Below are 26,747 nucleotides of genomic sequence, written 5' to 3' on the forward strand. Positions count from 1 at the left end.
AGTCCACCGGGCCGGTTCCGACCGCTGTACCGCTGATTTCCCCCTCAGGAAAAGCATCGCCACCGCGCTCGCAACATCGATCCTGCGAGCGCGTACACGAACACAGAAGCTGCGACCACTTATAAGTCAATCACGGTTCGTGCGATGGCAACAGTCGAAATCCAACAATGGTCGTAAAGAATTGATCTTGTATCCGACGACGCGTCGGCAACCGCTCTATTGGACACTCGTCAAGTTATTGGCAAGGGCTGCACAGTGTTAAACACATCCCGGCAAGTACCATCAAAACCGCAGGTGAACGGGCACGTGTACGCGGCCAACCAACGAACTCGGAGTTATCAGTGAGCCAACCGGCCGCCGCAGCCAGCTACGGGCAGTCACTGCTCGATCGGGTACTGGCAGGCACCCCTCGCGGCGAGGACCCGCTCACCCACGTGGCGGAACTGCCAGCACGCGAGTCCCAGTTCACGCAATGGCCACCGTGGATTCACCCCGAGGTCGTCGATGCCATGCGCGGCAACGGAATCCCGCTGCCGTGGACACATCAGGAGGCCGCCGCCTCGCTCGCCGCGGCGGGACAGCACGTCGTGGTCGCGACCGGCACCGCATCCGGGAAATCGCTGGCCTACCAGCTGCCCATCCTCACCGCACTTGCCGAGGACCCGCGCGCGACCGCCCTCTACCTGGCCCCGACCAAGGCACTCGGGCCGACCAGATCCGGTCCACCATCGCGCTGACCGAGCAGGGCGAATCGCTCGCGACCGTCTACCCCAACGCCTTTGACGGCGACACCCCGACCGAGGTGCGCCAGTGGGTGCGGGCCAACTCGCGCTGGATCTTCACCAATCCGGACATGCTGCACATCGGCATGCTGCGCTCGCACCAGCGCTGGGCGCACTTCTTCCGCAACCTGCGCTACGTCGTGATCGACGAATGCCACTCCTACCGAGGCGTTTTCGGCTCGAACGTGGCGCTGGTCCTGCGCAGGCTGAAGCGGATCGCCCGCCGCTACGCCGCCGACCCGGTGTTCATCCTCGCCAGCGCCACCACCGCGGCACCGGGGGCCGCGGCATCCCGGTTGATCGGCGCCCCCTGCGCAGAGGTCACCGTCGACGGCTCCCCGCACGGCCCGCGAACGGTTGCGCTCTGGGAGCCCCCGCTGATGGCCGAGGTGACCGGCGAGAACGGCGCCCCGGTCCGCCGCGCCGCCGGGTCGGAGGCCTCCCGCATCATGGCCGACCTGATGATCGAGGGCGCCAGGACCCTGACCTTCGTCCGCTCGCGCCGCGGTGCCGAGCTGACCGCTATGGGCACGAAAAGGCTGCTCGCAGAGGCCGCCCCGGACCTGACCGAACGGGTCGCCGCCTACCGGGCCGGCTACCTTGCCGAGGACCGACGCGAGCTGGAAGCCGCGCTCGCGGACGGGACCCTGCTCGGCGCCGCGACCACCAATGCCCTAGAGCTCGGGGTCGACATCGCCGGCCTGGACGCGGTCGTGGTGGCCGGCTTCCCCGGCACCGTCGCCTCGTTCTGGCAGCAGGCCGGGCGATCCGGCCGCCGCGGCGAGGGCTCGCTCGTGGTGCTGGTCGCGCGCGACGATCCGCTCGACACGTACCTGGTCCACCATCCGGCCGCGCTGCTGGACAAACCCGTCGAGGCCACCGTCACGGATCCGTCCAACCCGTACGTGCTCGGCCCGCAGCTGCTGTGCGCGGCGATGGAGCTGCCGCTCAGCGACGCCGAGGTCGAGCAGTTCGGCGCCGTCGAGCTGCTCAACCGGCTCGCCGAGCAGGGTCTGATCCGGCGTCGCGCGCACGGCTGGTTCGTCACCGCGGAATCCAACCCCCATGCGTCCGTGGACATCCGCGGCGGCATCGGCAAGCAGGTCGCCATCGTCGACGCCGAGTCCGGCCGGATGCTCGGCACCGTCGACGGCGGCCGCGCCCCCGCGACCGCCCACCCGGGGGCGGTGCACCTGCACCAGGGCGAGTCCTTCGTGGTGGACATGCTGGACCTGGAGGAGGGCCTGGCGCTGGTGCACGCCGAGACCCCGGAGTGGAGCACCTCGGCGCGCGAGACCACCGAGATCGTCATCACCTCCCTCCTCGAGCACAGCGAGCACGGCCCGGTCACGGTGGCGCTGACCGAGGTCGAGGTCACCCACCAGGTGGTGGGCTACCTCCGGCGGCTGCCGTCCGGCGAGGTCCTCGACTCCATCGAGCTCGACATGCCGCCGCAGCGCCTGAACACGCGGGCCGTGATGTACACGGTGACACCGGAGCTGATGGAACGGGCAGGCATCACGGCGGATCGGTTCCCCGGCTCGCTACACGCCGCCGAACACGCCGCGATCGGCCTGCTGCCGCTGGTGGCCACCTGCGACCGCGGCGACATCGGCGGGGTGTCGACGGCGCTGCACCAGGACACCGGTCTGCCGACGGTGTTCGTCTACGACGGCCATCAGGGCGGCGCCGGGTTCGCGGACCGCGGGCACGCCGAGTTGCTGCGCTGGCTGCGCGCCACCAGGGACGCGATCGGGTCCTGCGAGTGCGCGGCCGGGTGCCCGTCCTGCGTGCAGTCCCCAAGTGCGGCAACGGGAACGACCCCCTCGACAAGGACGGCGCGGTCCGGCTGCTGACCGCAGTGGTCGACTCGCTCCGAGGAAAGCCCTAGATCAGGTCGGTCTTCTGCATCCAACGCAGGATCGGCCAGCCGGCGAAGACCGGCAGCCAGCAGGTGAGCACCCGGTAGAGCAGCACCGACGGCACCGCGACCGCGGCGGGCACCCCGAAGGCGGCGAGTCCACCGATCAGCGCCGCCTCGACCGCGCCGACACCGCCGGGGGTCGGCGCGGCGGACGCCAGTGTGCCGCCGATCATCGTCACGATGGTGACGGTGACGAAGCTGACCTCACCGCCGAACGCCTCGACGCTCGCCCAGAGGGCAAGCGCGGCACCGAGAGTGGTGCCCGCGCACCCGCCGACGATGAGCAGGAACCGGCCCGGGTCGCGGGCGAGGTCCAGCAGCTCGGTGCTCACGTCGGCGATCTGGGGGCGCAGCTCGTCGATCAGCCAGCGCCGCAGCCTCGGCACGATCATGAAGGCCCCGACCACGCCGAGCAGGACACCGACCACCAGGTAGATGACCGTGGCGTTCGGGATGAAGCCGGACAGGTCCGCGCTCCTGCCCGCCGCGATGCTGAAGAGGATCAGCAGCCCGACGTGGGTGACCACCTGGACCGTCTGCTGCAGCGCGACGGCCGCGGTCGCCCGCACCCCGCCGAGCCCGTTGTGTTGCAGGAACCGCACGCTGAGCGCCAGGCCCCCGACCCCCGCGGGGGTGGTGGTGGCCGCGAAGGTGTTGGCGAACTGCATGATCACCAGGTTCTTGAGCCGGACCGACTCGGACGCACAGGCCCACAGCGCCACCGCCGTCCCGATGTACTTCAACACCGAGACCACCAGCCCGAGCAGCGCCCACCACCAGTTCGCGTTCCGCAGCTCGGTGAGGAAGGTCGGCACCTGACTGACGAACGGGTAGGCGACGTAGACCAGTCCGATCAACAGCACCAGCTGGATGATCTGGTTCCTGCTGAAGCGGGTGACCTGTTCGGTCTTGATCACCTCGGAGTCGGTCTGGGTCCTGACCTGGTGCCGGGTGGCCGACATCAGTTCGTCCGCGTCCGGCAGCGCCCGGCGCAATCGCTTGGGCATCGCGGCCTTGGTCAACCGGCCCGACGCCGCGAGGATCGTGTCCTCGCCCAGCGTCGCGAGCGCCGCCCGCACCGCCGGTTCCGGCCCGAACCGCGCCCCGGTGGTCAGCAGCAGCTGGGCGATGTCCGACTCGAGCTGCGCGTCCGACGCACCGACCTCCGCGTGCGCGAAGCCCTCGAAATGCACTCGGTCCCCGCTGATCCGGAGGTTTTCTGGGCGCAGGTCGCCATGCGCGACCTGATTCGCATGCAGGACCCGCAGGCCGGACCAGGCCGCCTCGAGGTGCTCGGGCTGCGCCTGCTCGAGCGGGGTCCCTGCTGGCACCGAATGCGCGTAGAGCATCCAGCCCCGCTCGAGCGGGGACACCGCGACGGCCAGGCTGGACGACAGCCCCATCCGTGCGACCGCGGTGGACATCAGCGCCCGGTGCTCGACCGCCCGGCGCAGCGACGCGTACGGCGCGGGCGTCTCCGCGCTCCGGAAGGTGAGCCAGTGCCAGACCTGACGGAGCGCGCCCTCGCTGCGCTGGTGCGGCCCGAAGAGCTCGAGGATCACCTCGTCGTCCGCGCCCGCCTTCCGGAGATCGACCCCGAGATCGACCTTCCGCCAACCGGGACTGCAGTCGGCGGCGAGCACGAGCGGACCCGATCCGGTGGGGCTGAGCACCGACAGCGCGTCCACCCGCAGACCGCGCCTGCCGAGGATCCGGACCGCGAGATCGACGGGGACCTCAAGCGCGGGCGTGCCGACGAACAGCACCACCAGCGCTCCGATCAGCCAGCCGGCGGTCAGCCCCAACACCGACCGCGCGGGGACGACGGCGCTGACGAACAGGTGGATCGGCACGAAGGCGAACAGCAGCAGCCACCAGATCCGTCGCCAGCGGGCGGGCAGCCACGGACCGGACACGGTCAGCATCGCGGCCAGCATCGCGATCCAGCGCGGGTCGTCGAGGAACTGCGACAGGAAGGTGTCGAGGTGCCCGTCCAGATCGAGGTGCCACTTCGGCGCGGACACCCCCGTGCCTGTGATGGACAGTGCGATGACGGCGAGCAGTCCCGCGGTCGCGTACCCCGCGAGCAGCTTCCAGCGTCGGCCGAGGACGAGGCCGACCAGGATCGCGAACGGGAGGATCACGATCGCGGCGCCGTACAGCAGGTAGATCCGGGTCGAGGCCTCCGGCGACGCGACGCCGATCAGGTCCGACACCGAGTTCTCCACGGCCTCCCAGCGGCCGCGGGTGATCAGCGACGTGGCGATCACCGCGCCCATGCACAGCGCCGCCAGTACGACGCGGAGCTGATCATTGGTACGCCGACGCAAAGGCTGCAGGAGGCTGCCCTGGACCGGGATCTCTCGTCCGTCGACTCGCATGGGGTGATCGAGCCTATCCGACGTGCACGTGCGGTCTGCGGGCCACGTCGGGCTCGGCGCGCCGCAGCACCTCCCGGGTCACGGACGCCACCTCGCCGTGCCCGAAGAACAGGAACTGCAGCAGGTTGCGGACCGGGTTTCCCTCCGTCCACTCGAAGTACACGTGCGGGACGGTCCCGGTCCGGTCCCGGATGTCGAGCAGTATCGCGGCGATGGAGTTGGGGATGGCCGCGCTGCGGACCGTCAGCACCAGGAACCCTCGCGGCGGTGCCCGTGCACCCGCAGGTCGGTGGCGAACTCCGACGCATCGGTCACGCTCACCTCGAGGAAGAGGATGGGCTCGGCTGCGGGGATCCGGCTGACCCGACGCCTGGCGGACTCCTTCGCCCGGTACGCCGCCGGGTCCGGGCGGTCGGCGTCGTGCGCGATGACCCGGATGACCCCACGCGCGGCCTCGTCGATCAGCTCCCGTGCCGTGGCGTCGTAGCTCACCGAGTAGGCACGCAGCTCGTAGGCCCGCGTGAAGCGGGAGGCGAACGAGACGCCAAGGATCGCGAGGATGAACAGGATCGCCAGATGCAGGCCCTCGGGGCGTTCGACGATGTTGACGACGGTCGTGTAGACGAAGATGACCGCGACCACCGCGAAGCCGATCGCCTTGCGTCGCTGGCCCCGCCGGTACGCGGACAGCGCGACGGCGACGGAGGCGGAGGTGATCAGCACAAGGACGCCGGTGGCGTAGGCCGACCCCTGGGCGTCGACGCTGGCGTCGAAATACCAGGTGATGCCGAACGCGATCGCCGCGAACACCAGCACCAGCGGGCGCACCGCCCGCGCCCAGTCCGGGGCCATCCCGAACCGGGGCAGGTACCGCGGGACCAGGTTGAGCAAGCCCGCCATGGCCGAGGCGCCCGCGAACCAGAGGATCGCGATGGTGCTCACGTCGTACACGGTTCCGAAGACGTTGCCGAGGTACTCGTGGGCCAGGTAGGCCAGCGCGCGCCCGTTCGCCTGTCCCCGGCCTTGAACTCGTCCGCCGGGATCAGCACGGTGGTCAGGAAGCTGGTCACGATGAGGAACGCGCTCATGATCAGCGCGGCGGTGGTCAGCAGGTGCCGCGCCCCGCGGATCCGGCCGCGCGGCGCCGACCTGGTGTCGCTCGGATCGCCCTCGATCTGAGGCATCACCGCGACCCCCGTCTCGAAGCCGGACAGGCCGAGCGCGAGTTTCGGGAACACCAGCAGCGAGATCGCGACCATCATCCAGGGGTTGCCGTGCTCGGCCGTCAGGGCCGCGGTCCAGTCCGTCACCACGGAGGGCGCGGTCGCCACGTGCCACAGTCCGGCGGCCACCACCACGAGGTTCAGCGCCAGGTACGCCGCGACGAGTGCGACCGCGATCCCGATCGCCTCGGCAAAGCCCTTGAGGAAGACGGCCGCGAGTAGACCCAGCAGGACCAGCGTGACCAGCAGGTTCTCCCCACGCAGGGCCGCGGGCGCGAACGGGTTCTGCACGACGTGCGCCGCACCGTCGGCCGCGGACAGCGTCATGGTGATGATGAAGTCGGTCGCCGCGAACCCCAGCAGAACCAGGACGAAGATCTTGCCGCCCCACTTCGGCAGCAGCCGGGCCAGCATGGCGATCGAGCCCTCACCGCGCGGGCTCTCCTGCGCGACACGGCGATACACCGGCAGCGCGCCGAACAACGTCAGCGCGACAAGGACCAGGGTCGCCATCGGCGAGAGCACACCGGCGGCAAGGGCGGCGATGCCCGGCTGGTACCCGAGCGAGGAGAAGTAGTCGACGCCCGTCAGGCACATGACCTTCCACCACGGGTGCTTGTGCTCCGGCTTCGACACCACCCGGAACGGCCCCTGGTGCCCGGACGGCTCCTCGGTGATGTTCTCGAACAGCCAGGACCGCACCCGCGACGGCGCTCGACCCCTGGTGGTCACAAGCCGATACTGCCACCGGCAGGGGGTCTCACCCGGGAAAACGCGTCCGGTGGCGCCGTCGCCGCGCCCGCCGCGGGCCTCACGCGGCCGGTACGGGGACCTCCGGTTCGCCGAGGCTGAGCATCAGCCGGTTCGCCCACGAGAACGACGCGGCGGCCAGGACCAGGTCGCCGATCTCCTCATCGGTGAAGCCGGCCGCACGAAGCCGCGCCAGGTGACCGGAGTCGGCGCGCGGTGGCTGCGCGGCCAGCGCGGCCGCGAAGTCGACGACGGCGTCCCACCGATCGTCGACGCGGGCCGTGACGCCCTCGTCCATGATCTTCTGCACGTCGGCGTGCCGCTTGGACAGCTCGGATGTGAAGCGGGCGTGCACCGAGGTGCAGTACACGCACCCGTTGAGCCGCGAGGTGGCCGTCGCCGCGAGCTCCCGCTCGGTGCGAGAGAGCCCGCCGCGCCCGTAGAAGATCTCCTTGTCGTTTGCGCTGCGCTCGCCGAGCACCTGCGGATCGCGGGCCAGCAGTCGGAAGTACGGGCTCTCGCCGCGGAAGCCCACCAGCTGCGTCCGCTGCTCCTCGGAAGCGTCCTCGAGCCGGATCGGCTCCAGCCAGGGCACCCAGTCCAGGTGGTCCTGGGTGAAATCGCTTGGGCGGCGATGCTGCTCGACCTCGCGTACCTCGCTCATGCCGACTCTCCGATCAGGGTGTACCCGGCGACCAGCCGGATCTGGTAGTTGACGTAGCCGATCAGCTGGGACACGGTCACGATCGCGGCCTCCGTCAGGCCCGCCGAGCGCAGCCGCTCGATTGCCTCCCGGGTGGCGGCGGCGGGGTCCACGGTGAGCAGCTCGGCGTGCCGCAGCAACGCCGCGAGCTCCGGGTCGTCGACGGTTCCCGCCGTCACCGCCGCGGCGAGATCCGGGGGCAGCAGCGCCGAATAGTGTTCGGCGAGTGCGGGTTGCGCGGCAAGCACCGCCGCCCTCAGCGCGACCGCGGCGAGCTGCTCGCGGTTAGGGGACGGCGCTCCGAAGAACGCGTCGTGCAGCCGCTGGGTGTGCTCCGCGACCGCGGGCCTTGCCGATCTGAGCGGGGACACCGCGTCGGCCAGCGGGGCGCCGAGCACCCCGTCCAGCACGTCCGCCGTCCGGTTCGGTGGGGCATGGGTCGACGACGTCGTCATGGTCGTGATTCCTTCCGGTAGGCGCCATTCCAGCCGAGGCGCGGGGCCACCTTCGTGGCGATGAGTTCGATGGAGTGCAACGTGGCCGCCTGGTCCGGATCGATCGGATGAACCTGGAAGATCAGGTCGGTCGACCGCTGCACCGCCGGATCGGCGGCGAGCAGGTCGGTCACCTCGTCCGGGGTGCCGACCACGGAATCGCGCAGGATCTCCTCGGCGCTCTCGCTGCCGTCGGCGAGGCCGATACCCTGCAGGTACGCCCGGAATCGCAGCGCGCCACGGCGCGCGAGTTCCCAGGCCGCCTCGTGGTCGTCGGCGACGAACACGCTGCGCGAGGCGCCGATCCGCGGGCGCGTGCCCGGCGGGAGCGCCTCCAGGTACGCCGCGATCAGCGGCCCCTGGACCTGCCCGAGGGCGGCATCCGCGAGACCGGGCTCCCTCGGCTGGGTCCGCGACAGCAGGAGCCCGTCCCCGGATTCGCCCGCCCGCACGGCGCCCGACACCGAGAAGGTCGCCTGCCAGCGACGCTCGAGCAGCCGCGCCGCCCGGGGGTACAGCGCCTTGCCGTCGACTATCGGGGCCCCGGACAACGCGGCCGTCAGGCGCTCGATCTTGTTGTCGTACAGGGCCCGCCGATCCGCATCGGCCTGCCCGAACAACGCGAAGGCGCTCGCCGACCCGCCGGTGCCGAGACCCAGTTCGAGCCGGCCGCCGGACAGGGCGTCGAGGACCGCGGCGTCCTCCGCCACCCGGATCGGGTCCTCCAGGCCGAGCGTCACGATGGCCGTACCCAGACGGATCGCGCTCAGCCGGGCCGCCGCGTGCGCCAGGAAGACGAACGGCGAGGGCAGGCCGCCCTCCGCCGGATCGACGTGATGCTGGGCCACCCAGCCGACGTCGAAACCCAGCTCCTCGGCGAGGCCGAGCTGCGCCAGCGCATCGCGGTAGAGATCTCCCGCGTCCCGGCTCTCGTCACCGACCAGCCGGGTGAACCATCCGAGCCGCTTGCTCCCGGTCACGTCATGCCACCTTTCCCAAATATGCTTCTCGTACCGCGGGATTGCCCAACAGGTCTGTGGCCTCGCCGTGCAGCACGATCTCGCCGCTCACCAGGACATTGCCGGTATGCGCGATGGACAGCGCGAGCTCGGCCTGTTGCTCGACGATCAGGATCGCGAGCCCGAACCGTTCGTTGAGCCGGACGATCTCGTCCAGCACCCGGTCCACGAACAGCGGGGACAGCCCCATCGTCGGTTCGTCCATGCAGATCAGCCGAGGCCGGCTCATCAATGCACGGGCGAACGCCAGCATCTGCTGCTCGCCGCCGGAGAGCGTCCCCGCGTGCTGCCTGCGCCGCTCCGCCAGCCGCGGGAAGTGGTCGAACAACTCGGCTGCCCGCTCGGCCAGCACCGATCGCCGCTCGCGGTGCACGTAGCCACCGACGTACAGGTTCTCCTCGACCGTCATCTCCGGGAACACCCGTCGCGCTTCGGGAACCGAGGCCAACCCGGCCTTGATCCGGCCCGCCGGGGCCACCGCCGTGGCGTCCTCCCCGTCGATCAGCACCCGCCCGGTCGTGGGGGTCAGCAGCCCGAGGGCGGTCTTCATGGTCGTCGACTTGCCGGAGGCGTTTCCCCCGAGCAGGGACACGATCTCGCCCGGCCGGACCCGAATGGACACCTCGTTCAGCGCTCGCGAGCGTCCGTAATACACGCTCACCCCGTCGAGTTCGAGGATCGGGGCCGCGCTCTCATCGACCGCCATCGGTGTCCACCTGCCCTTCCGCGCCGACCGTGGCCGGCCGCAGCCGGCGACGACCGAGATAGGCCTCGATCACCCGCTCGTCGGCCTGCACCTCTTCCGGGGTCCCGACCGCGATGATCGAACCCTCGTCCATCACGATCACCCGATCGGAGAGCTGGTTGACGAGTTCGAGCTTGTGCTCGACCAGGACGATGGTCTGCCCGTGCGCCTTGAGTTCGGCCAGTTGACGGCCGACCTCGGCGGTTTCACTCTGATTCATGCCCGCCGCGGGTTCGTCGAGCAGCAGCAGGACGGGGTCGAGGGCGAGGGCCCTTGCGATCTCGGTGCGTCGCCGGTTCGCGTATGACAGCGTGTACGCCGGGTCGCCCGCGCGGGGAGCCAGCCGTTCCCCGAATCTCGCCAGCCCGGAGTCCACCTCGGCGCGCAGGAGTTCCCGCTCGGCCCGTACCTTCCGGGTCGGCACGAGCGCGAGCGCCGTCTCCGCGAGGATCGGAACCCACCGGATCACGGGATACCGGACCAGGGAGCGCAGCGGTCGCGCGGCCCGGAGGGTGCTGTGCAGCCCCACCTCCACGTTCTCGGCCACCGTGAGGTTCCCGAATACCCGGCCGTTCTGAAAGGTCCTCGCGATGCCCGCCTCGGCCGCCTCTTCCGGGGAGCCTGGCCGTACCGCATTGCCGCGCAGCAGGATCCGACCGGAGTCGGGCCGCAGAACGCCGGACACCAGGTTGATCGTGGTGCTCTTTCCCGACCCGTTGGGCCCGATGATGGAGACGAACTCGCCCCTGTTGACCTCGAAGTCGATCCCGTCGACGGCGCGCACGCCGCCGAAGGCGCGGCGCAGCCCCGCCACCGACAGGATCTGCTCAGACTGCTGCGCTGACACGGTCCCTCCTCGTCCAGATTCCCTGTGGCCTGAATCGGATGATCAACAGCAGGATCACCCCGTAGAGCAGAATGCGAACCTCGGGCGCCAGCCGGAACAGCTCGGGGACGCCGATCAGGACAACCGAGCCGAGGATCGCGCCGTAAGGGGACCCGGTCCCGCCGAGCACGATGATGGTGACCACCAGGAGCGAGAGCCCCAGGTTGAACACCGTCGGATCGATGTACGAGTACTGGTGCCCGAGGAGCGCACCCCCGACGCCGGAGAAGATCGCGCTGATGGCGAAGGCCAGCGCCTTGTAGTCGCGAACCCGCACGCCCGACGACCTCGCCGCCACCTCATCGGATCCGACCGACCTGAGCACCGTGCCGAGGTGTGACCGCTGGATCGCGGCCACCACCAGCACGGTCAGGGCCAGGAACACCAGATCGAGGCGGAAAAGGTCTGCAGCGGTGGAGAACTCGTATCCAAAGATCCGCGGCGCCGGGATCCCGAACAGTCCGTAGCTGCCCCGGGTCACCGATTCCCAGTTGCGGATGATCGCGACCGTGACGACACCGATCCCGAGCGTCGCGATCGCCACGTAGTGACCGTTGAGCCTCCAGACCGGAGCAGCCAGCACGGAGGACACGATCGCCGCGGTCAGCGCGGCCGCGGCCACCGCCGCGAGGAACGGCCAGTCGTAGCTGATCGTGAGGAGGGCCGAGGTGTACGCGCCGATCGCGATCGGGCCGGCCTGGCCGATGGTGAGCTGACCGGCCGAGCCCGCCACCAGCGTCATCGAGACCGCGATGATGGCGTAGGCGATGATCTGGGTCCCGACCACCAGTCCGTAGCTGCCCGAGATCAGGGGCACCGCGATCCCGACCACGGCGAAGGCGGCCGCCGCCTGCCACCACTGCACCCGGATCTGTCGACCCGAACCGAGGAAGGTGCCGGTCAACGGTTCACTCGAGATCGACGGCGCCTTCGCCAGCAGTCCCCCCGGCCTCAAGACGAGCACCGCGATCAGCACCCCGAACGTGATCAGATCCCGGTATCCGTCCCCGAACTGGTAGATCCCCACGGCCTCGATGACGCCGAGCACGAAGCCTCCGAGCACCGCGCCGGGGATCGATCCCAGTCCGCCTATCGTCGCCGCGACAAATCCGCTCATCCCCGCGATCGTGCCGCTGGTCGGCGAGATATTCGAGTTATACAGTCCGACAAAGATTCCCGCCAGCCCACCGAGGCCCGACGCAATGACGAACGCCAGGTTCTGCACGCGGGGTACCGGGATCCCCATCTGCAGCGCCGCATCGGGGTCCTGCGCCGTCGCCCGGATCGCCAGCCCGTACCTGCCGTACTTGAGGAAGCAGGCGAGGCCTGCCATGACCACGATCGTGATGGCGAGCATCACGAGGTCCGAGGTCCCGAACCGCACGCCGCCGATCTGCCAGTTGTTGGTCGGCAGCACCGGTGGGAACGGTCGGGTCTCGGGGCCGAAGACCATCTGGACCAGGTTCTCGATGATCATGCCCGCGGCGACGGTGGCAAGCAGCGCCGCCACCGCCGGACCCCGACTCAGCGGCCGCACCGCAACGATGTTGACGACGAACCCGAGCAGGCCCGAGACACCGACCACCACCACGATGGTGGTCCACAGGGACAGGCCCAATTCGGCGATCAGCCACCACGCGAAGATCGATCCGAACGCGAACACCGCGCCGTGGGCGAAGTTGATCACGTTGGTGACCCCGAATATCAGGGTGATCCCGACGGCGATCAGCGCGTAGGCGTTGCCGTGGATGAGTCCGGCGAGCAGGGTGTCGATCATGTGGTGGGTACGAACTTCCCGTTCTGGAGCACGAGCTCGCGGGGCGCCACGCCATCGGGACGGCGGGACTGCTGATCGAAGGTGAACTCGCCCAGTCCGATTCCGTTGAACTCGGATTCCTTCAGGCCCTTGAGGACACCCTCCCTCGTCGCACCGCCGTGGTTCGCGGCGTCGGTGAGGACCTTCAGTGCGTCATAGGCGTAGACGTTGAAGTCGCCCGGGTCGACCCCGAACTTCGCCCGGAACTTGCCGACGAAGTCCTGGATACGGGGGTCGGCGTCCGCCGGGCTGAAGATCCCGTTCACGATGTCGCCCTCCGCCGCCGGGCCCGCCAGCTTGATGAACTGCGGCGTGTTCTGGCCCCCGAAGAACTGCTTGTCGAACCCGACATCCCGGAGCTGTTTGACCACCAGGGCTCCGTCGGGGCCGTAGCCGAGGTGCACGAAGGCCTCCGGCGCCGCCTCACGACCCTTGATCAGGATCGGCTTGACGTCCGTCGAGTCCGGGAGGATCGGCGACGAGTAGACGATCTCGATACCCTTCTCGGCCGCGAACTGCGAGAAGTACTTGAATGCCTGCTTGCCCCAGTCGGTTTCGAGATAGACCACGGAGACCTTCTTCGCCTTGCGGGAGACCCACTCGGCGTTGCGTTCCTGGAACACGTCGAGGGTGATCGACGGGCTCCACGAATACTCACCCCCGTTGGTGAACTCGACCGCGGAGTTGGTGAATCCGTACTGCACCAGCTTGCCCCGGTTGTACACCGGGGAGGCGGCGATCGACGCGGGCGAGGAGAAGTCGCCGAGCTCGGCGATCACGGACTGGTCGTCGACGAACTTCGTCGCGATCGGCACGGTCTGCTTCGGATCGGACTGCGAGTCCTCCCATTTGAGCTCGACCTTGCGCCCGTCGATGCCACCGTTCTGATTGATCTCCTCCAGCGCCAGGTCGAAGCCCTGCTGCCACAGTCGCCCGTACTCTGCCGACGGACCCGTCTTGGGTCCCGACACACCGAAGTAGACGGTGCCGGCCGTGGCCGCCTCCGAGTCGCTGCACGCGGCGGTCAAGCCGAGCAATGACACCGAGGCGACCATTCCCGCCACTAACCTGCGGGTGCGTCCGGGGACGGCTGGATTGGTACTCATTCTGCGAATTCCTCCGGGTATTCGTCCACGCGAGCGCGCCGCGACAGACAGGAAGTCACCGCGCACGACCTCGTTGTCGTGGCGGCGAATGGGAATAGGACGGCGAACTGAAGGGACGGCGGCATGACGAAATACACCGATCGCCGATTCCGGCCCTTCATTCGAAAAGGCGGGTATCGACGTCGATATCCGCCTATTGGGATTCTCGACTGGGTCTGCGCAAATGCAATACCAGCGCTCGACTCGAATTCCGATCAGTTCTTACACTGATCGGCTTCTACACTCCGTGGTGACAATCAACGTATTCAGCTTTCGCGACAGTAGGGGCGCTTGCCGTATCCGCATGGATACAGCCCGGTCCTCACCCGGGGCACCCCACCGCTCCGCGAGGGTTGCCGATCAGCAAGCCGGGGCTATCTGCTGATACTCATGACCGCTGGGAGAGAAGGTATCCGGGCCCTCACCACGTGTCAACCGTTCGGTTGGGCGCTCAGCGCTCACCCCTCCCCGCGCCGGCCTCCCCACACCCGCCCAGCGCTGCACATTTACTATTTCGAAACAGTTCCCGATAATTCGGATCACCGTGAAAACAATGGGCGCCAACCCAATTCAGTAGTGTTCGCGACGTGAACGAATCCAGCTGGACACCGGTCAACCCCTTCGCGCCCGACGGCCGAATACTCGTCATCGGCGCGAGCAGCGGGATAGGTCTCGCGGCCGCCGCGATGGCATACCGGGCGGGGGGCTCCGTCGTAGGCGTCGCCCGGGGCGAGGCCTGCTTGAGGCGGTCCTTCGCCGCGATCGGCGGATCGGATGCCGCCCGACTGCTCCCGATCGCCGCAGACGTCCGCGATCCGGCCGGACTCGAGTCGATCTTCGCCCGCACCGGGACGGTCGATCACGTGCTGCTGACGGCGGGATTCGCCGCGACCGGTCCCACCCGGACCACCCCGTGGTCGGCCATGGAACCGGCGTACACCGACCGCGTCGCGACCGCCTACGCCGTCGCGCAGCGCGCGGCGCCTGCCCTTGCGCCCGGGGGCTCACTCGTCTTCACCTCCGGCGGGTTCGCGGTCCGGCCCGCGGCCGACACGAGCGTCGTCGCCGCCGGACTGGCCGCGCTCGAGACGTTCGTCAGGGGGCTCGCTCTCGAGCTGGCGCCGAGACATCGCGTCAACGCCATCCGGCCGGGCCGGATCGACACCCCGATGCTGCGTGGCGCGCTCGCCCGCAGCGCGGGCGGCCCGGTCGACGACGAATCGGTTTCGGCCGCGGGACGTTCCATTCCCCTCGGCCGGGTCGGCACGGCCGACGAGGCCGCGCACGCCGCGCTCTTCCTGATGGCGAACACGTACATCACCGGCGTCACACTCGGGGTCGACGGCGGCCAGGGCCTGCGCTAGGCGCCGATGGCACGCTTGCCGAGCTCGATGATCGACGCCCGGAGCGTGGCCTCATCCACCGCGGGCTCGGTCCCGCCCGTCACCATCGTCAGCAGCTGCGGCACGGTGGACGGCCAGGCCGCGATCCCGATCAACGAGAAGAGGGAGATCGCGGTGCGCGCGTCGGCTTCACGGCCGATCAGCTGCGCGAGGCTCTGCACCTTGTCGAGGTACACCTGGCTGCGCGCCTCGTCGCTCGGCAGGTCCTCCTTCCGGTAGTGCAGCGACTCCCACATCAACAGCCGCAGCAGGTCCGGGCGCGCGCGATGGAAGTCGAACACCGCGCCGATGTACTCGTCGAGGTCGGTCTCCTGCGTGAGCGGATGCGCCTGCCCGAGCTCGGTGAGCGCCTCCATGATCACCGCGTCGAACAGCTTCTCCTTGCTCCCGAAGTACCCGTAGATGCGCTCCTTGTTGACCCCCGCACGCTCGGCGATCCGGTTGACCCGACCGCCCGCGATGCCGTTCTCCGCGAACTCAGAACGTGCCGCGTCCAGGAGTTTTCGTCGCGTCGATGATCCCTCGGCATGCTCATTCATGCGCGAATCCTATCCGCAACATTTCCGGGGTCCCGGAACCCTTGTGCTCCAACCAACTGGTTGGTAGAAGTAGGTCCTGCCCACAATGGAAGGACCCTTCGATGACCAACGCCCTGCATATCAACGCCTCCGCGCGCGGCAAATCGAGCGACTCGCGCAACATCGCAACGACGTTCCTGGACGCCCTGACCGCCAAGGACCCGACACTCACCGTCGACACGCTCGACCTGTTCGAGGAGCGGCTGCCCGACTTCGGCACCGCCGCCGCTGGCGCGAAGCTCGCCGTCTTCACCGGCCAGGAGCAGACGCTCGAGCAGCGTCGGGCCTGGGACCAGGCCCGAGAGGTCTTCGACCGCTTCGCGGCGGCGGACCTCTACGTCCTGAGCATCCCGATCTGGAACTCCGGGATCCCGTACATCCTCAAGCAGTGGATCGACCTCGTCACCCAGCCGGGGTGGGCATTCGAGTTCGACCCCACGCAGGGGTACTCCGGGCTCCTCACGGGCAAGCGCGCCGTGACCGTCTACACCAGCGGTGTCCACAGTCCCGGCGTCCCCCTCGAGTTCGGAGCCGATTTCGCGACCCCGTTCGTCGAGGACTGGCTGCGTTTCGTCGGCATCGACTCCGTCTCCGAGATCCGGTACGCCCCGACGGTCCTCACGCCCGACCCGTCGGTTGGCCTGGCCGTCGCCCAGGAGCGGGCACGTGAGCTCGCCGCCGCCTTCTGATATCGCGGCGGCGCCCGCCGTCGCGGCGACGGAGCCGCGCTGGGCGCCGACGGGACGAACGATCGGCCTGATCTGTCTCGCCGGCACCCTCGTCGTCGGGCAGCTGTACGTCGTCCTCCCCCTCCTCGACGACCTCGCGCGGGAGTGGGGGCGACGCGCTCGGCCGTGACGTGGACGACGACGTGCTTCGGGCTGGCGTACGCGCTGGGGTTTCTCGTCACGGGTCCGCTCTCCGACCGTTGGGGCAGGCGCCCGGTGATCGTCGGCGGGCTGCTGGCGACCTCGCTGACGACCCTGCTCGTGGCACTCGCCCCCAGCCTCGAGCTCGGGCTCGCGGCCCGGATCGCGCAGGGCGCGACCGCGTCGCTGTTCGCCCCCGCCGCGTTCGCCTACCTCGCCGAGCACATCGACCCGCGGCGACGGGTGCTCGCGCTCACCTGCCTGACCAGCTCCTTCCTTGCGGCGGGGGTGCTCGCGCAGGTGGCCTCGCAGGCGGTCGCGGCCGCATGGGGCCCGAGCGCGATCTTCCTGCTGAGCAGCATGGGATTCGTGCTGTTCGGCGCGGCGGCATGGCTCGTGCTCGCGCCGCGGGCACCCGACCTCGGCCCGCCGACGAACGAGCCGCGCGGCCTGCGCGCCTCGTTCGGCCCGTTCGTCGCGCTGCTGCGAAACCCGGTGCTGGCCTTGCTGTTCGTCAGCTGTGTCAGCGTTCTCGGCGTGTTCGTCGGCCTGTACACCGGGATCCAGCTCAGCCCCCCGGACGGCATCGACGGCGGCGGAATGCTGGCGCTTCGGGCCAGCGCCCTTCCCGCGATGATCGCGGTCCCGCTGCTGGCGGGCCGGCTGGCAGGGGTGGCTCCGACGACCCGTGTCGTGTCGGCGCTGCTCGCCGCGGCGATCACCGCCGCGGCCACGGCGGCACCGTTCGGGAGCGCGTGGGTCGCGCTGTGCCTGCTGATCTTCGTGGCGGCGATCGCGGTCGCGGCGCCCGCGCTGGTGCAGGCCATCGCGGAGCGGGCAGGGGCTGCGCGTGGCGCGGCCACCTCGCTGTACACCTTCACCCTGTTCCTCGGGGCGAGCGCCGGACCGCAGGTGGCCAATCTGCTCGCCGGGGTCGGCTACTGGGCCGTCGCGGGCGCGATGGCCGCGGTGGCCCTCGCTGGGGCCGCCCTCGCCTATGTGGCGGCGAGGGTCGCCTGAGCCGGAAGCGGCAACGGTGCTAGCGTCGCGCGTATCGCGACTGGCGTTTGGTGGGACACCACAAGGAAGCGAATTCGGAGCGTCGTACGCCTGGGTGCTCCTCAGTTGACTACTGAGGAGCACCCACATGGATCTGCGGTACGGGATGAACCCGCATCAGCGCGCTCGCATCACCTCACCAGAGGCGTCACCGGTTCGGGTCATTCACGGATCCCCATCGTTGATCAACTACCTCGACGCGCTGAACGGGTGGCAGTTGGTCCGAGAGGCTGCGGCGGTCACGGGAGCCGCTGCGGCCGCCTCGTTCAAACACGTCTCCCCAGCCGGCGCTGCGCTGGCGGGCAATCTGGACGAGACCATGCGCCGCGCTTGGGATCTCGGCAACGGTGACGTCGGTGCGGCTACAGCTGCCTATGTCCGTGCGCGGGACATCGACCCGAAATCATCGTTCGGGGATCTGATCGCAGTCTCCGAGCCGGTGGACCGTGAGCTGGCGGACCTACTGGCGGGTGTCGTCTCCGACGGAATCATCGCGCCGGGGTTCGCGCCGGGCACGGTGGAGATTCTGGCGCGGAAGAAGCGCGGCACGTTCCTCGTTCTCGAGGCAGACGCCTCCTACGAGCCGCCGCCATGGGAACACCGGGAGGTGTTCGGGATGGTGCTCGAGCAAGAACGCGATCGGCTACCGATCACGGCGGACCTGCTGCGCGTGGTGCATGGCTCAATGCCGCGCCCGGACACCGTCCGCGATGCGCTGTTGGGCATGATCACACTGCGCTACACGCAGTCGAACTCGGTGGCCTACGTGAAGGACGGCATGACGATAGGCGTCGGGGCCGGTCAGCAGTCCCGAGTGGACTGCACTCGACTCGCAGGCACGAAAGCCGGCATCTGGTGGCTGCGTCGTCTGCCTGCTATCCAGGCACTCGCATTCGCCGCGGGGACATCCCGACAGGACCGGCTGAACTGGCAAGTCCGCCTTGCTGAGAACGCTGTGACGGACTCCCAGCGAACGGCGCTCACCGCTCAGGTGACCTCGGCCGCGCAGGTCGCAGAGGTGGAGGATGCCGACCGTCTGGGATGGCTCGCTCGACTCACCGATGCCACCCTCGTCTCGGACGGATACATCCCGTTTCGCGACAACATCGACCACGCAAACCGACTCGGGGTGCGCTACATCGTCGAACCCGGCGGCTCCACCCGAACCGGCGAAGTCGTGGATGCATGCCGAGAGCTGGGATTGACCCTCATCCACACCGGAACCCGCTTGTTCCACCACTGATGAGCTTCTCCTCGAGGTAGCAAGACGGCAAGGCCGGCGACACCACCCATTCCACGGTGGTCTCGCCGGCCTACCGTTCGGCCGATGGCATGCGCCCGGGCTCAGGCCCTGGTGGTGAACTCCTCGAAGCCGGGAACCGGGATCTTCAACTGCGCATGGATGTCGCCGCCGAGCCCGAACTGACCGATCGCGCCGCCGTAGTTCTGCTGGTAGCTCTGCCAGAGCACCACAACGCTGACGATGCGATTGGCCCCCGGGCTGTCCGCGGCCGGGAACGCGTTCGGCAGCGAGGCCCGGTACGTCGCGCGACCGTCACGGTCGGTGACGAACACGTTCGGCACCCCCAGTGGCCCGGGGCGCGTCGGCGCGGCCGGGTCCAGGTCCCGCTGGCGCAGCGACATCACGGTGTACAGCGACTCCGGGATCAGGCCCGAGAACTCGAAGAAGAACTCGCCGTGCCTGCCGTCCGCGCTGACCCCCACCCGCACGGTGCCCCGCGCCCGCAGCCAGTCCCGAGGGTGACCGGCTGGGTCAGACGCCTACCGTCCTCGTGCCGGAGGTCCGGGATCGGCGTCTCGTGGAACGCATAGCTGGGCCGCCGGACCTGCGCGGCCTCAGGGACCTGATCGGGCGCGAACACGATCGGATAGTTGTTGGCGGGCAACGGGAGCGGGAGGGTGTGGAGCACCGTCGCCCCGTCCTCCGCCGACAGCTCCGCGCCGAGTTCGCGCACGATCGTGTACGGCTCCACGCCCCCGAACTCGGGAACCGGGGTCGCCGCATCGACGATCGCACTCCCCCAGTCCCGCCTGACGGAGCCGTCGCCGGCGTCCCGGGTGATCCACCCGACCACGACGAAATTGCCTTCGCGGTCGACCGCCTCACTGGGCGGATAGAGCGGGCCCTGCGTGGTGGGGGTGAGCTCGTAGAGCCTGGATTCGGCCGAAACCCGTTCTGTCATCGAAGACCTCGCTGTCCTGTGCTGGTGGCGGCGAGCAGCGGGACGGCTCCGGCCAGACCGGTGGTCGCGCTGCCGAGTACCCGCCACCGATTCCTGGCCGCGTGCGCCCGGAGTACCGGATCGCTGCCCCGGAGCCCCGGGTGCCCGACCGCCTCGAGGAAGGCGAGGTCGCTGTCGTGGTCGCCGTACCCGTAACTGTTCCCGGTGTCGATCCCGAGTTCCTCCAGTACCGAGGTGACCGCCTCCGCCTTCGCCTTCCCGATCATCGGCCGCTCGACCTCACCGGTCAGCACCCCATGGCCGTCGGTGACCGGGCGGCTCGCCACGATCCGGTCGGCGCAGACGGCCTCCCCGATCGGCCCCAGTGCTGGCGCGAACGAGCCCGACAGCAGCACGATCGCGGCACCGGCGTCGCGATGGTCGCGCAGCGCGGCGAGGGTGTCCGCGTAGTACGGGGCGGCGGTGGACTCGAATTCCCGGTACCACCGGCGACCCGATTCCTCCAGCTCGACGAGTGGCACACCCCGAAACGTGCGGTAGTAGCTCCGGTTGACCTCCTCCCGCGGGGCGCCCTCATCCGACGCCCGCCGCAGTGCGGCGAGCAGCCTCGAGTACTCGCTGCCGTCGTCGCCCCGCTCGCGCAGCCAGTGCTCGAGGAACGCGAACATACTCTTGACGGTGATCAGCGTTTCGTCGACGTCGAAGAAGGCGACCTGAACGGGCCGGGAGCCGGTGTGCGTCACGCGGTGACCCCGAGGAAGGCCTCGATGGCCTTCGCCGCCTTGCGCCGCTCGATCTGGCTGATCGTCGAGTTCTCCAGCGCGGCAAACGAGATCGTCGCGGTCGCGACGCTGCGGCCGAACTGGGTCACCTCGATGTCGATCGTGAACTGCAGCTTGGCCGGATCTTGGATCGACACGGCTCCGAACCTTGCACGCAGCGATGCGGGCAACGGGAACAGGAAGGTCTTGAACGACAGATCGATCGAGTTCCACACGACGTAGTAGTGCTGTTCGGGCGAGCGGTTGCCGTACTCGAGCTCGAAGGCCCCGAGGAACAGCTGCCGTGCCGCCTCGACGATCACCAGCCCCTGGACGTGCTCGCCGGTCTGATGATCGATGAGCAGCTCGTTGTCCCCGTCGATCCGGAGGTCGGAGGTGAAGCTCCCGTCCTCGGCGCGCGCCAGATTGGCGATGAGGACGTTGGTCTCCTGGTACTTGTGCACGTGATGGCGCGGCGCAGGGGCGGCGATGTCGCCGAGCAGGCGAACCTCCGCGGCCGGGGCATGGATCGACGCGACGTGCTCGACGTATTCCTTGTCGTGCCGCTTGATCCCCTGCCCGAGCCTGATGGTCAGGTCGGTGCGCACGTTCCTGAACGCGCCGCCGCGCAGTGCGGCGACGAGACCCGACACGGTGTGGACGCGTGTGCCATCGGTGAAGCCACGGAATCGATCGGCGACGACGACCAGATCCGTCAGCGGGATCTCGGGGACGACGACTTCGGCGGCCGGGAGCTGCGGTGAGAGGGCCGCCGGGGCGAGCTGAACTGCGGACATGGGTATCCCCTTCGAGGACTGAATTGAGCGCTTATGGCGTCGGATGACCGCCATCCGGTCGTCACCCGGAGCACCCCGCCGCACTGGAGGGTTGCCGATCAGCGAGCCGGGGCTTGACGCTGATACTCATGACCGTGGACAGAAAATTAGGTCCACCCGAATCGCTCGTCAACCCAACCAACCGATTGGTTGCTGTGAGGTGAGGCTCAAGTTTGCGATCGGGTAAGGGTGTTCGCCGGCGGACGCACCGGGATACGCCGCTACGGGACCGGGCCCGCCCTGGCCGCGGCGACGGCATCACCACCCCGACGGCCGGTAGCGGCAGCCTGACCCCGACGGTCACCACCACGTCCCAGTCCTCGATCCGGCAGTCGCGGACCGTCCCCCGCATCCGCCCGGCGATCGTGGTCGCCTCGGCGCAGGCCGCCTCCGTGCCGCGCTCGAGGGCGGCCGCGGCCGCGAGTGCCGCCAGGTCCGCGGCCGACTGCGCCCGGTGCCGTGCCGACACCGCGGAGCCGAGGTGGATCACCAGGGCCGCAACCGCGATCAGCGCCAGCATCGCCCAGCAGGCGAGGACGGTCGCCGCTCCGCGTTCGCCCCTCACCCGCCGGCTCCCCTCGGCAACGACTCCGATGGCGACCCTGCGGAGCCCGGGTCCTCCACGGCGGCAACCGCTTCCGCGGAGACGTCGAGTGCAGGCAGCAGCGGCACCGCGACCTCGACCGCCGCCGTGGCGAACCCGTCGACCTCCCGCACCGTGATGCGCGCACCCCGCGGAGCCACCCGCTGCGCCGCGGGGATCGCCTCCGCCCGGTCGCCGCGCGCGACGAGCCGGGCCGCCTCCCGCGCGGCGTCCACGCAACGAACATGCGCGGACACCGCGAGAAAGGAACCCAGGCACAGCACCACGACCACCGTGATCGAGGCGATCGCGATCGCGGCCTCTACCGTCACCGCACCGACATCGTTCAGACCGCGGTGTTCAGCGCCTTGTCGATGATCCCGGTCAGCGCCGTCACGATGGAGTCGCCCGTCACCACCGAATACAGCACCGCCCCGAATGCCGCCGCGGCAATAGTGCCGATCGCGTACTCCGCGGTCGACATGCCGTCCTCGGCGGCCGCGGCGAGCAGCAATCGGGTGCGCAGCACACCAATCCCCTTGGTCACCATGATGTTCCCCCCTCTCGATCACCATCGCGGTATCTCCGCGACGGGGTCTGTCGGCCCTTCGGCTGCGCGGGCTCACAGCACACCCCCGCTCAGCACCCGGGTGGCCAGACCGACCACCACCGGGACGATTCCGAGACAGAGGAAGGCCGGGAGGAAGCACAGCCCGAGCGGACCACTGATCAGCACACCCGCCCGCTCCGCCGCGGCCACCGCCCGATCCTCGAGCGCGAGCCTGCGCCGCGCCGCCAACTCGGCCACCGCACCCGCGAAGGCCGCGCCGGACCGCGAGGAGCGGCGAGCCATCCGCGCGAGCCCCTCCGTCTCCGAGTGCGCCGCCGCACGCTCCCAGGCGATCTCGGGCTCCGCGCCGAGGGCCAGCAGGCTCGCGGCCGAGTCGAGCGCGCCGCCCAGCGGCTCCGGAGCGGACACCGCGACCGCCTCCGCCGCGGTGGCGACGGGCATCCCCGACTGCAGGCACGCGGCCAAGAGGTCGAATCCGGCGGCGATCGCCATGGGGTCGGTGGCCTCGCGGTGCCGCGTGTGCTCGATCCGCCCATGGGGTGCCGCCACCGGCCCCCGCAGCCGCGTCGCCGCCGAGCCGGCACCGGGAGCGGCGAGCGCGGCCGCCGCGAACAGCACCGCCACCGCGGCGCTCATCGGGTCACCCGCCCGGTGATGCGGTCCGTCCAGAGCAGGCCGGCGCACACGAACAACGTGCCGAGCACCAGCAGCGTCCCCCCGAGGCCGCCGGACAGCAGGACCCGCAGCGGGCTCGCGCCCATCAACTGGCCCAGCGCGATCCCCAGCAACGGCAGGCAGGCAAGCACCGCTGCCGTGGCCCTTGCCCCCGACAGCCCCGCCTCCACCCGGTCCCGGAACCTGATGCGCCCCACCAGGTCCGCACGGACCGCATCGAGCAGGTCCGCCAGCGCCACGCCGTAGCGATCGGCCACCCGCCATGCCGCCGACACCCGCGCCAACTCGATGTCGATCGCGCTTCCGGCGCCCTGCAATCCGTCGGCGGCGCTGCCCCCGAGCCGGGCGCGGGCCGCGGCGGCCAGGAACGCATCAGCCGCCGCACCACTCGATTCCCTCGCCGCCGTGGTGCAGGCGTTCGCCGGATGGGCGCCAACCCGCAGCTCCCCCGTCGCCGCCTCCAGGCAGCCGAGCAGCCCGCGCAGTTCCGCGTTCCGCGTGCCCTCGCGGCGACGACGTGCGCGTCGATATGCGGTCGTCAGCGCGAGCGCGGCACCCGCACACCCCACCGTCGGCGCGTAGATCATCACGGCGGCAATCGATCCGAGCACAACGGCCGCCCACAACCGGGCATGCCCCCTCGGCCCGGCGCCGCGACGCCGTGGGCTCAGCCTCGCCATCGTCCGGGTGGTCGGCGCGACGACCAGCGCGAGCGCGGAGACCGTCAGCGCCGCGATCACCACGACCCCACCCCGACGCCGCGTCGCTCGAGCAGGTCCGCGAGGCGGTGCGCTCCCGGACAGCTCTCGGCGGTCGGGGTCCATGCCGGCAGCACGCCGACCTGCCCACGCTCGTCCCGATCCAGCACGCCGATCTGAGCGAGCCTGCGCCTGCCGTCCGCCGCACGGTGTACGTGCAGCACCACCTGCACCGCCGCCGCGAGCTGGCTGTGCAGGGCGGCGCGGTCCAGACCGCCGAGCGCTGCCAACGCCTCCAACCGGGCCGGCACCTCCTCCGGCGAGTTCGCGTGCACGGTGCCGGCCCCGCCGTCGTGGCCGGTGTTCAACGCGGTGAGGAGGTCCACCACCTCGCCGCCGCGCACCTCCCCGACCACGATGCGATCCGGCCGCATCCGGAGCGCCTGCCGCACCAGTTGCCGGACCGTCACCTCGCCGACCCCCTCGACGTTCGGCGCGCGGGCGACCAGGCGCACCACGTGCGGGTGAGTCGGTGCCAGCTCGGCCGCGTCCTCCACACAGACGATCCGCTCACGACGGTCGACCTGTGCCAGCAGCGCGGCGAGCAGGGTGGTCTTGCCCGCGCCCGTGCCGCCGACGACCAGGAACGCCAGTCGGGCGGCGACGATCCGCACGAGCAGTTCACGGGCCTCGGTGGGCACCGTGCCGCCCGAGCAGAGCGCGTCGAGACCCTGCGTCGCTGGGCGCAGCACCCGCAACGACACGCAGGTCCCGCCGTACGCGAGCGGGGCGAGCACCGCATGCAACCGGACCCCGAACCCGGCCCCCGCCGCCGCAGGGAGGCGGCCGTCCACCCAGGGCTGGGCGTCGTCGAGTCGCCTGCCCGCCGCCAGCGCGAGGCGCTGCGCCAGCCGCCGCACCGCGGCCTCGTCGGCGAACCGGACCGGTGCGCGCTCGAGACCGGAGCCGCGGTCCACCCAGACCTGGTCCGGCGCGGTGACCAGGACATCGGAGATATCCGGCTGCGCGAGAAGCGGTTCCAGCGCTCCAGCACCGGTGAGTTCGGTCTGCAGCACCTGCAGCGCGTCGAGCAGGTCCGTGTCCCCGAGCACCCCGGAGGCCTCCGCCCGGATCGCGGCGGCCACCATCGCCGGGCTGGGCTGCGCCGACGTCCGCGACAATCGCTCCCTGACCCGGTCCAGGAGTTCTGGCGAGACCAGGGAGCTCACGCGGCCCGCCCCCCGGCACCCGTCCCGAGCACCTCGAGGACCGCCCGCGCGCCCACGGCCAACGGCGATCGCCTGCGCAGCCGCAGGCCGCCGCGCTCGAGGGCAGCCGACAGCCGTGGCTGCGGCCGCATCACCGCGAGCACCGGGAGCCCGAGGAGCTCGCCGACGTCCGTGCCGCGCAGCCCACCGGGCGCCGGACCGCGCACCACCACGCCCACGTTCGGATTCCTGGTGCGTGCCGCGGCCACCACGGATTCGGCTGCCGCCGCCGACCGCACCTGGGCGGGCACGACGACCGCCACCAGATCGGCCAGATCGAACACCGCGCCGGCCAGGTCACCGAGGCCTCGTCCGACATCACACACCACGAGATCGCCAGCACTGCAGCCTGATTCGACCATCGCCCGCATCGCCGACGCGGATGGTCGGCCAGCGTCCCCGCCGCGCCCGCATGACAGCACGGCCACCCCGGCACCCGCGCCGGGCAGGGCGTCGTGCAATGCGGCCGCCGACACCCGTCCGCCCTCGACGACCACCGCGGGCCAGCGCAGCCCCGGGCGATCCTCGAGACCGAGCAGCAGGTCGAGGCCGCCGCCCTGCGGGTCGGCATCCACCAGCAACGCGCGACTCCCGGCCCGCCGGGCGGGGCCGGTCAGCGCGATCGCCGCGGCCAGGGTGGACGCCCCGGCACCGCCACAGCCACCGACCACGGCGACCACCGAGCCACCCGCCACCGTGCGGTCGCGCCGCTGCGCCAGCGATTCGACGAGGGCGGGTTCGTCGGCGGGCAGGACGAGGACGGACTCCGCCCCGACCGCGGCGGCGGCCTGCCACTCGAGGAGGCCGGGCGGACCCGAGCACACCACATGGACGGCCGACCTGCGCGGCAACGCGTCGGCGGCGCAGGCTCGGGCGGCAGCCTGATCCAGCGCGATCGTCGCCGCGCCGTCCCACACCTGCCGGGGAATGGGGAGCACCCGCTCGTCAAGGGCGCGGTCGGCCGCGGCGGCGGCACGGCGCACGCTCAGGGAAAGGCCGTCCTCCTCGAGCACCGCGAGGACCGGCCGGACATTCGGCGGATGCGGGGCACCCGATGCATGTGGGGGTTCCATGCCGACGAGCCTGCGCGACCGGACGGGACCGCAGGCCGGAGATCTCGCCGAATGTGGACAGAATCGGGCCTGGGGATGGATTCCGGTACCCGCGAACCACTCCGGCGTCGAGGACCGTGCGGAACGACCGCGTGAACGCGGGAGAGGACGAGGCCCGAACGGCCAGAAAATGGAGGAAGACCCCCGCCAGGGGGGAGGAGGCGGGGTCTTCAGAGTTCAGCCCCGGGGGTCGGGCTGAACACACCCAGATCAAGTCCAGGTGTTTTTGATACTACACCCGCCGCGATCCGAGTTTGCAAAT

The 26,747-nt window shown here is 70.2% G+C and carries 24 protein-coding genes, 3 pseudogenes and 3 riboswitches; of the genes and pseudogenes, 6 read left to right on the top strand and 21 right to left on the bottom strand.

Translation table 11 applies throughout. The features are described from left to right. Positions 1-341 precede the first annotated feature (341 nt). Positions 342-2,673: pseudogene (locus BTZ20_RS23685) on the top strand (DEAD/DEAH box helicase). Here BTZ20_RS23685 and BTZ20_RS23690 read toward each other — a convergent pair. From BTZ20_RS23690 to BTZ20_RS23730, 9 genes and pseudogenes are all read right to left on the bottom strand, one after another. Then, positions 2,670-5,087, bottom strand: coding sequence for a lysylphosphatidylglycerol synthase transmembrane domain-containing protein (locus BTZ20_RS23690; protein ID WP_077043035.1), 2,418 nt, complete (start codon positions 5,085-5,087; stop codon positions 2,670-2,672). The pseudogene BTZ20_RS23685 and the gene BTZ20_RS23690 overlap by 4 nt on opposite strands. Positions 5,088-5,100: 13 nt before the next feature. After that, positions 5,101-6,907: pseudogene (locus BTZ20_RS23695) on the bottom strand (amino acid transporter). 214 nt (positions 6,908-7,121) lie between these two features. Continuing rightward, positions 7,122-7,724, bottom strand: a complete 603-nt coding sequence (locus BTZ20_RS23700; RefSeq protein WP_077043036.1) for a peroxidase-related enzyme — start codon at positions 7,722-7,724, stop codon at positions 7,122-7,124. After that, positions 7,721-8,218 (bottom strand): hypothetical protein, encoded by a 498-nt coding sequence (locus tag BTZ20_RS23705; protein WP_077043037.1) that lies wholly within the window; start codon positions 8,216-8,218, stop codon positions 7,721-7,723. The genes BTZ20_RS23700 and BTZ20_RS23705 overlap by 4 nt, the downstream gene beginning before the upstream one ends. Next, positions 8,215-9,237, bottom strand: a complete 1,023-nt coding sequence (locus tag BTZ20_RS23710) for an LLM class flavin-dependent oxidoreductase (RefSeq protein ID WP_077043038.1) — start codon at positions 9,235-9,237, stop codon at positions 8,215-8,217. Before BTZ20_RS23710 ends, BTZ20_RS23705 begins: the two co-directional genes overlap by 4 nt. A gap of 1 nt (position 9,238) precedes the next feature. Then, positions 9,239-9,982, bottom strand: coding sequence for an ABC transporter ATP-binding protein (locus BTZ20_RS23715; protein ID WP_077043039.1), 744 nt, complete (start codon positions 9,980-9,982; stop codon positions 9,239-9,241). After that, complete coding sequence (locus BTZ20_RS23720; RefSeq protein ID WP_083742819.1) at positions 9,969-10,868, bottom strand: ABC transporter ATP-binding protein; 900 nt, start codon at positions 10,866-10,868, stop codon at positions 9,969-9,971. The genes BTZ20_RS23715 and BTZ20_RS23720 overlap by 14 nt, the downstream gene beginning before the upstream one ends. Further along, complete coding sequence (locus BTZ20_RS23725; protein ID WP_077043040.1) at positions 10,849-12,684, bottom strand: ABC transporter permease; 1,836 nt, start codon at positions 12,682-12,684, stop codon at positions 10,849-10,851. Before BTZ20_RS23725 ends, BTZ20_RS23720 begins: the two co-directional genes overlap by 20 nt. Next, complete coding sequence (locus tag BTZ20_RS23730; RefSeq protein ID WP_077043041.1) at positions 12,681-13,829, bottom strand: ABC transporter substrate-binding protein; 1,149 nt, start codon at positions 13,827-13,829, stop codon at positions 12,681-12,683. Before BTZ20_RS23730 ends, BTZ20_RS23725 begins: the two co-directional genes overlap by 4 nt. A gap of 321 nt (positions 13,830-14,150) precedes the next feature. After that, positions 14,151-14,264: riboswitch (SAM riboswitch) on the bottom strand. A gap of 191 nt (positions 14,265-14,455) precedes the next feature. Here BTZ20_RS23730 and BTZ20_RS23735 point away from each other — a divergent pair. After that, positions 14,456-15,232: an SDR family oxidoreductase gene (locus BTZ20_RS23735; protein WP_083742820.1), complete on the top strand. Its 777-nt coding sequence runs from the start codon at positions 14,456-14,458 to the stop codon at positions 15,230-15,232. On the opposite strand, the gene BTZ20_RS23740 is transcribed toward BTZ20_RS23735, so the two are convergent. After that, positions 15,229-15,810 carry a TetR family transcriptional regulator gene (locus BTZ20_RS23740; RefSeq protein WP_077043042.1) on the bottom strand — a complete coding sequence of 194 codons (582 nt, stop codon included), beginning with the start codon at positions 15,808-15,810 and terminating at the stop codon, positions 15,229-15,231. The two genes, BTZ20_RS23735 and BTZ20_RS23740, sit on opposite strands and share 4 nt — an antisense overlap. 101 nt (positions 15,811-15,911) lie before the next feature. On the opposite strand from BTZ20_RS23740, the gene BTZ20_RS23745 reads away from it, so the two are divergent. From BTZ20_RS23745 to BTZ20_RS23755, 4 genes are all read left to right on the top strand, one after another. Beyond that, a complete protein-coding gene (locus BTZ20_RS23745; RefSeq protein ID WP_077043043.1) occupies positions 15,912-16,538 on the top strand; it encodes an FMN-dependent NADH-azoreductase in 627 nt (208 codons plus the stop codon). Continuing rightward, a complete protein-coding gene (locus BTZ20_RS27430) occupies positions 16,516-16,707 on the top strand; it encodes a hypothetical protein (protein WP_189636536.1) in 192 nt (63 codons plus the stop codon). Before BTZ20_RS23745 ends, BTZ20_RS27430 begins: the two co-directional genes overlap by 23 nt. Then, the gene (locus tag BTZ20_RS23750; protein ID WP_189636537.1) at positions 16,704-17,738 is read left to right on the top strand and encodes an MFS transporter; all 1,035 of its coding nucleotides are present in this window, start codon (positions 16,704-16,706) and stop codon (positions 17,736-17,738) included. The genes BTZ20_RS27430 and BTZ20_RS23750 overlap by 4 nt, the downstream gene beginning before the upstream one ends. 26 nt (positions 17,739-17,764) lie before the next feature. Continuing rightward, positions 17,765-17,841: riboswitch (ZMP/ZTP riboswitch) on the top strand. A gap of 24 nt (positions 17,842-17,865) precedes the next feature. Further along, complete coding sequence (locus tag BTZ20_RS23755) at positions 17,866-19,020, top strand: phosphoribosylaminoimidazolecarboxamide formyltransferase (protein ID WP_077043044.1); 1,155 nt, start codon at positions 17,866-17,868, stop codon at positions 19,018-19,020. Between the two features lie 101 nt (positions 19,021-19,121). On the opposite strand, the gene BTZ20_RS28680 is transcribed toward BTZ20_RS23755, so the two are convergent. The 11 genes and pseudogenes from BTZ20_RS28680 to ssd form a co-directional block, all read right to left on the bottom strand. Next, positions 19,122-19,502, bottom strand: a complete 381-nt coding sequence (locus BTZ20_RS28680; protein WP_223263488.1) for a hypothetical protein — start codon at positions 19,500-19,502, stop codon at positions 19,122-19,124. After that, on the bottom strand, positions 19,445-19,981 hold the full coding sequence (locus tag BTZ20_RS28685) for a hypothetical protein (protein ID WP_223263489.1): 537 nt from the start codon (positions 19,979-19,981) through the stop codon (positions 19,445-19,447). Before BTZ20_RS28685 ends, BTZ20_RS28680 begins: the two co-directional genes overlap by 58 nt. Continuing rightward, positions 19,978-20,724, bottom strand: coding sequence for an HAD family hydrolase (locus BTZ20_RS23765; RefSeq protein ID WP_077043045.1), 747 nt, complete (start codon positions 20,722-20,724; stop codon positions 19,978-19,980). Before BTZ20_RS23765 ends, BTZ20_RS28685 begins: the two co-directional genes overlap by 4 nt. After that, positions 20,721-21,539 (bottom strand): AfsA-related hotdog domain-containing protein, encoded by an 819-nt coding sequence (locus BTZ20_RS23770; RefSeq protein WP_077043046.1) that lies wholly within the window; start codon positions 21,537-21,539, stop codon positions 20,721-20,723. The genes BTZ20_RS23765 and BTZ20_RS23770 overlap by 4 nt, the downstream gene beginning before the upstream one ends. Positions 21,540-21,561: 22 nt before the next feature. Next, a riboswitch (SAM riboswitch) is annotated at positions 21,562-21,673 on the bottom strand. Positions 21,674-21,900: 227 nt separating this feature from the next. Further along, positions 21,901-22,098: pseudogene (locus tag BTZ20_RS23775) on the bottom strand (Rv3654c family TadE-like protein); the annotation flags it as partial. A 41-nt stretch (positions 22,099-22,139) separates the two neighbouring features. Further along, entirely contained in the window at positions 22,140-22,493 is a 354-nt protein-coding gene (locus BTZ20_RS23780) for a TadE family type IV pilus minor pilin (protein WP_223263490.1), read from the bottom strand. A gap of 14 nt (positions 22,494-22,507) precedes the next feature. Continuing rightward, entirely contained in the window at positions 22,508-22,711 is a 204-nt protein-coding gene (locus BTZ20_RS23785; protein ID WP_077043047.1) for a DUF4244 domain-containing protein, read from the bottom strand. Positions 22,712-22,783: 72 nt separating this feature from the next. After that, positions 22,784-23,368 (bottom strand): type II secretion system F family protein, encoded by a 585-nt coding sequence (locus tag BTZ20_RS23790; RefSeq protein ID WP_077043048.1) that lies wholly within the window; start codon positions 23,366-23,368, stop codon positions 22,784-22,786. Beyond that, a complete protein-coding gene (locus BTZ20_RS23795) occupies positions 23,365-24,147 on the bottom strand; it encodes a type II secretion system F family protein (RefSeq protein WP_077043943.1) in 783 nt (260 codons plus the stop codon). The genes BTZ20_RS23790 and BTZ20_RS23795 overlap by 4 nt, the downstream gene beginning before the upstream one ends. Further along, positions 24,144-25,334, bottom strand: a complete 1,191-nt coding sequence (locus tag BTZ20_RS23800) for a TadA family conjugal transfer-associated ATPase (protein WP_077043049.1) — start codon at positions 25,332-25,334, stop codon at positions 24,144-24,146. The genes BTZ20_RS23795 and BTZ20_RS23800 overlap by 4 nt, the downstream gene beginning before the upstream one ends. Beyond that, complete coding sequence (gene ssd / locus BTZ20_RS23805) at positions 25,331-26,446, bottom strand: septum site-determining protein Ssd (RefSeq protein WP_077043050.1); 1,116 nt, start codon at positions 26,444-26,446, stop codon at positions 25,331-25,333. The genes BTZ20_RS23800 and ssd overlap by 4 nt, the downstream gene beginning before the upstream one ends. Positions 26,447-26,747: the final 301 nt, after the last annotated feature.

This window comes from Rhodococcus sp. MTM3W5.2 (assembly GCF_001984015.1).
Lineage (GTDB): Bacteria > Actinomycetota > Actinomycetes > Mycobacteriales > Mycobacteriaceae > Rhodococcus_G > Rhodococcus_G oryzae.

Coding starts and splice junctions, on each gene's coding strand:
- BTZ20_RS23690 (WP_077043035.1), bottom strand. CDS start 5,087: ATGCGAGTCGACGGACGAGAGATCCCGGTCCAGGGCAGCCTCCTGCAG.
- BTZ20_RS23700 (WP_077043036.1), bottom strand. CDS start 7,724: ATGAGCGAGGTACGCGAGGTCGAGCAGCATCGCCGCCCAAGCGATTTC.
- BTZ20_RS23705 (WP_077043037.1), bottom strand. CDS start 8,218: ATGACGACGTCGTCGACCCATGCCCCACCGAACCGGACGGCGGACGTG.
- BTZ20_RS23715 (WP_077043039.1), bottom strand. CDS start 9,982: ATGGCGGTCGATGAGAGCGCGGCCCCGATCCTCGAACTCGACGGGGTG.
- BTZ20_RS23725 (WP_077043040.1), bottom strand. CDS start 12,684: ATGATCGACACCCTGCTCGCCGGACTCATCCACGGCAACGCCTACGCG.
- BTZ20_RS23730 (WP_077043041.1), bottom strand. CDS start 13,829: ATGAGTACCAATCCAGCCGTCCCCGGACGCACCCGCAGGTTAGTGGCG.
- BTZ20_RS23740 (WP_077043042.1), bottom strand. CDS start 15,810: ATGAATGAGCATGCCGAGGGATCATCGACGCGACGAAAACTCCTGGAC.
- BTZ20_RS23745 (WP_077043043.1), top strand. CDS start 15,912: ATGACCAACGCCCTGCATATCAACGCCTCCGCGCGCGGCAAATCGAGC.
- BTZ20_RS23755 (WP_077043044.1), top strand. CDS start 17,866: ATGGATCTGCGGTACGGGATGAACCCGCATCAGCGCGCTCGCATCACC.
- BTZ20_RS28685 (WP_223263489.1), bottom strand. CDS start 19,981: ATGACAGAACGGGTTTCGGCCGAATCCAGGCTCTACGAGCTCACCCCC.
- BTZ20_RS23770 (WP_077043046.1), bottom strand. CDS start 21,539: ATGTCCGCAGTTCAGCTCGCCCCGGCGGCCCTCTCACCGCAGCTCCCG.
- BTZ20_RS23785 (WP_077043047.1), bottom strand. CDS start 22,711: ATGGTGACCAAGGGGATTGGTGTGCTGCGCACCCGATTGCTGCTCGCC.
- BTZ20_RS23790 (WP_077043048.1), bottom strand. CDS start 23,368: ATGAGCGCCGCGGTGGCGGTGCTGTTCGCGGCGGCCGCGCTCGCCGCT.
- ssd (WP_077043050.1), bottom strand. CDS start 26,446: ATGGAACCCCCACATGCATCGGGTGCCCCGCATCCGCCGAATGTCCGG.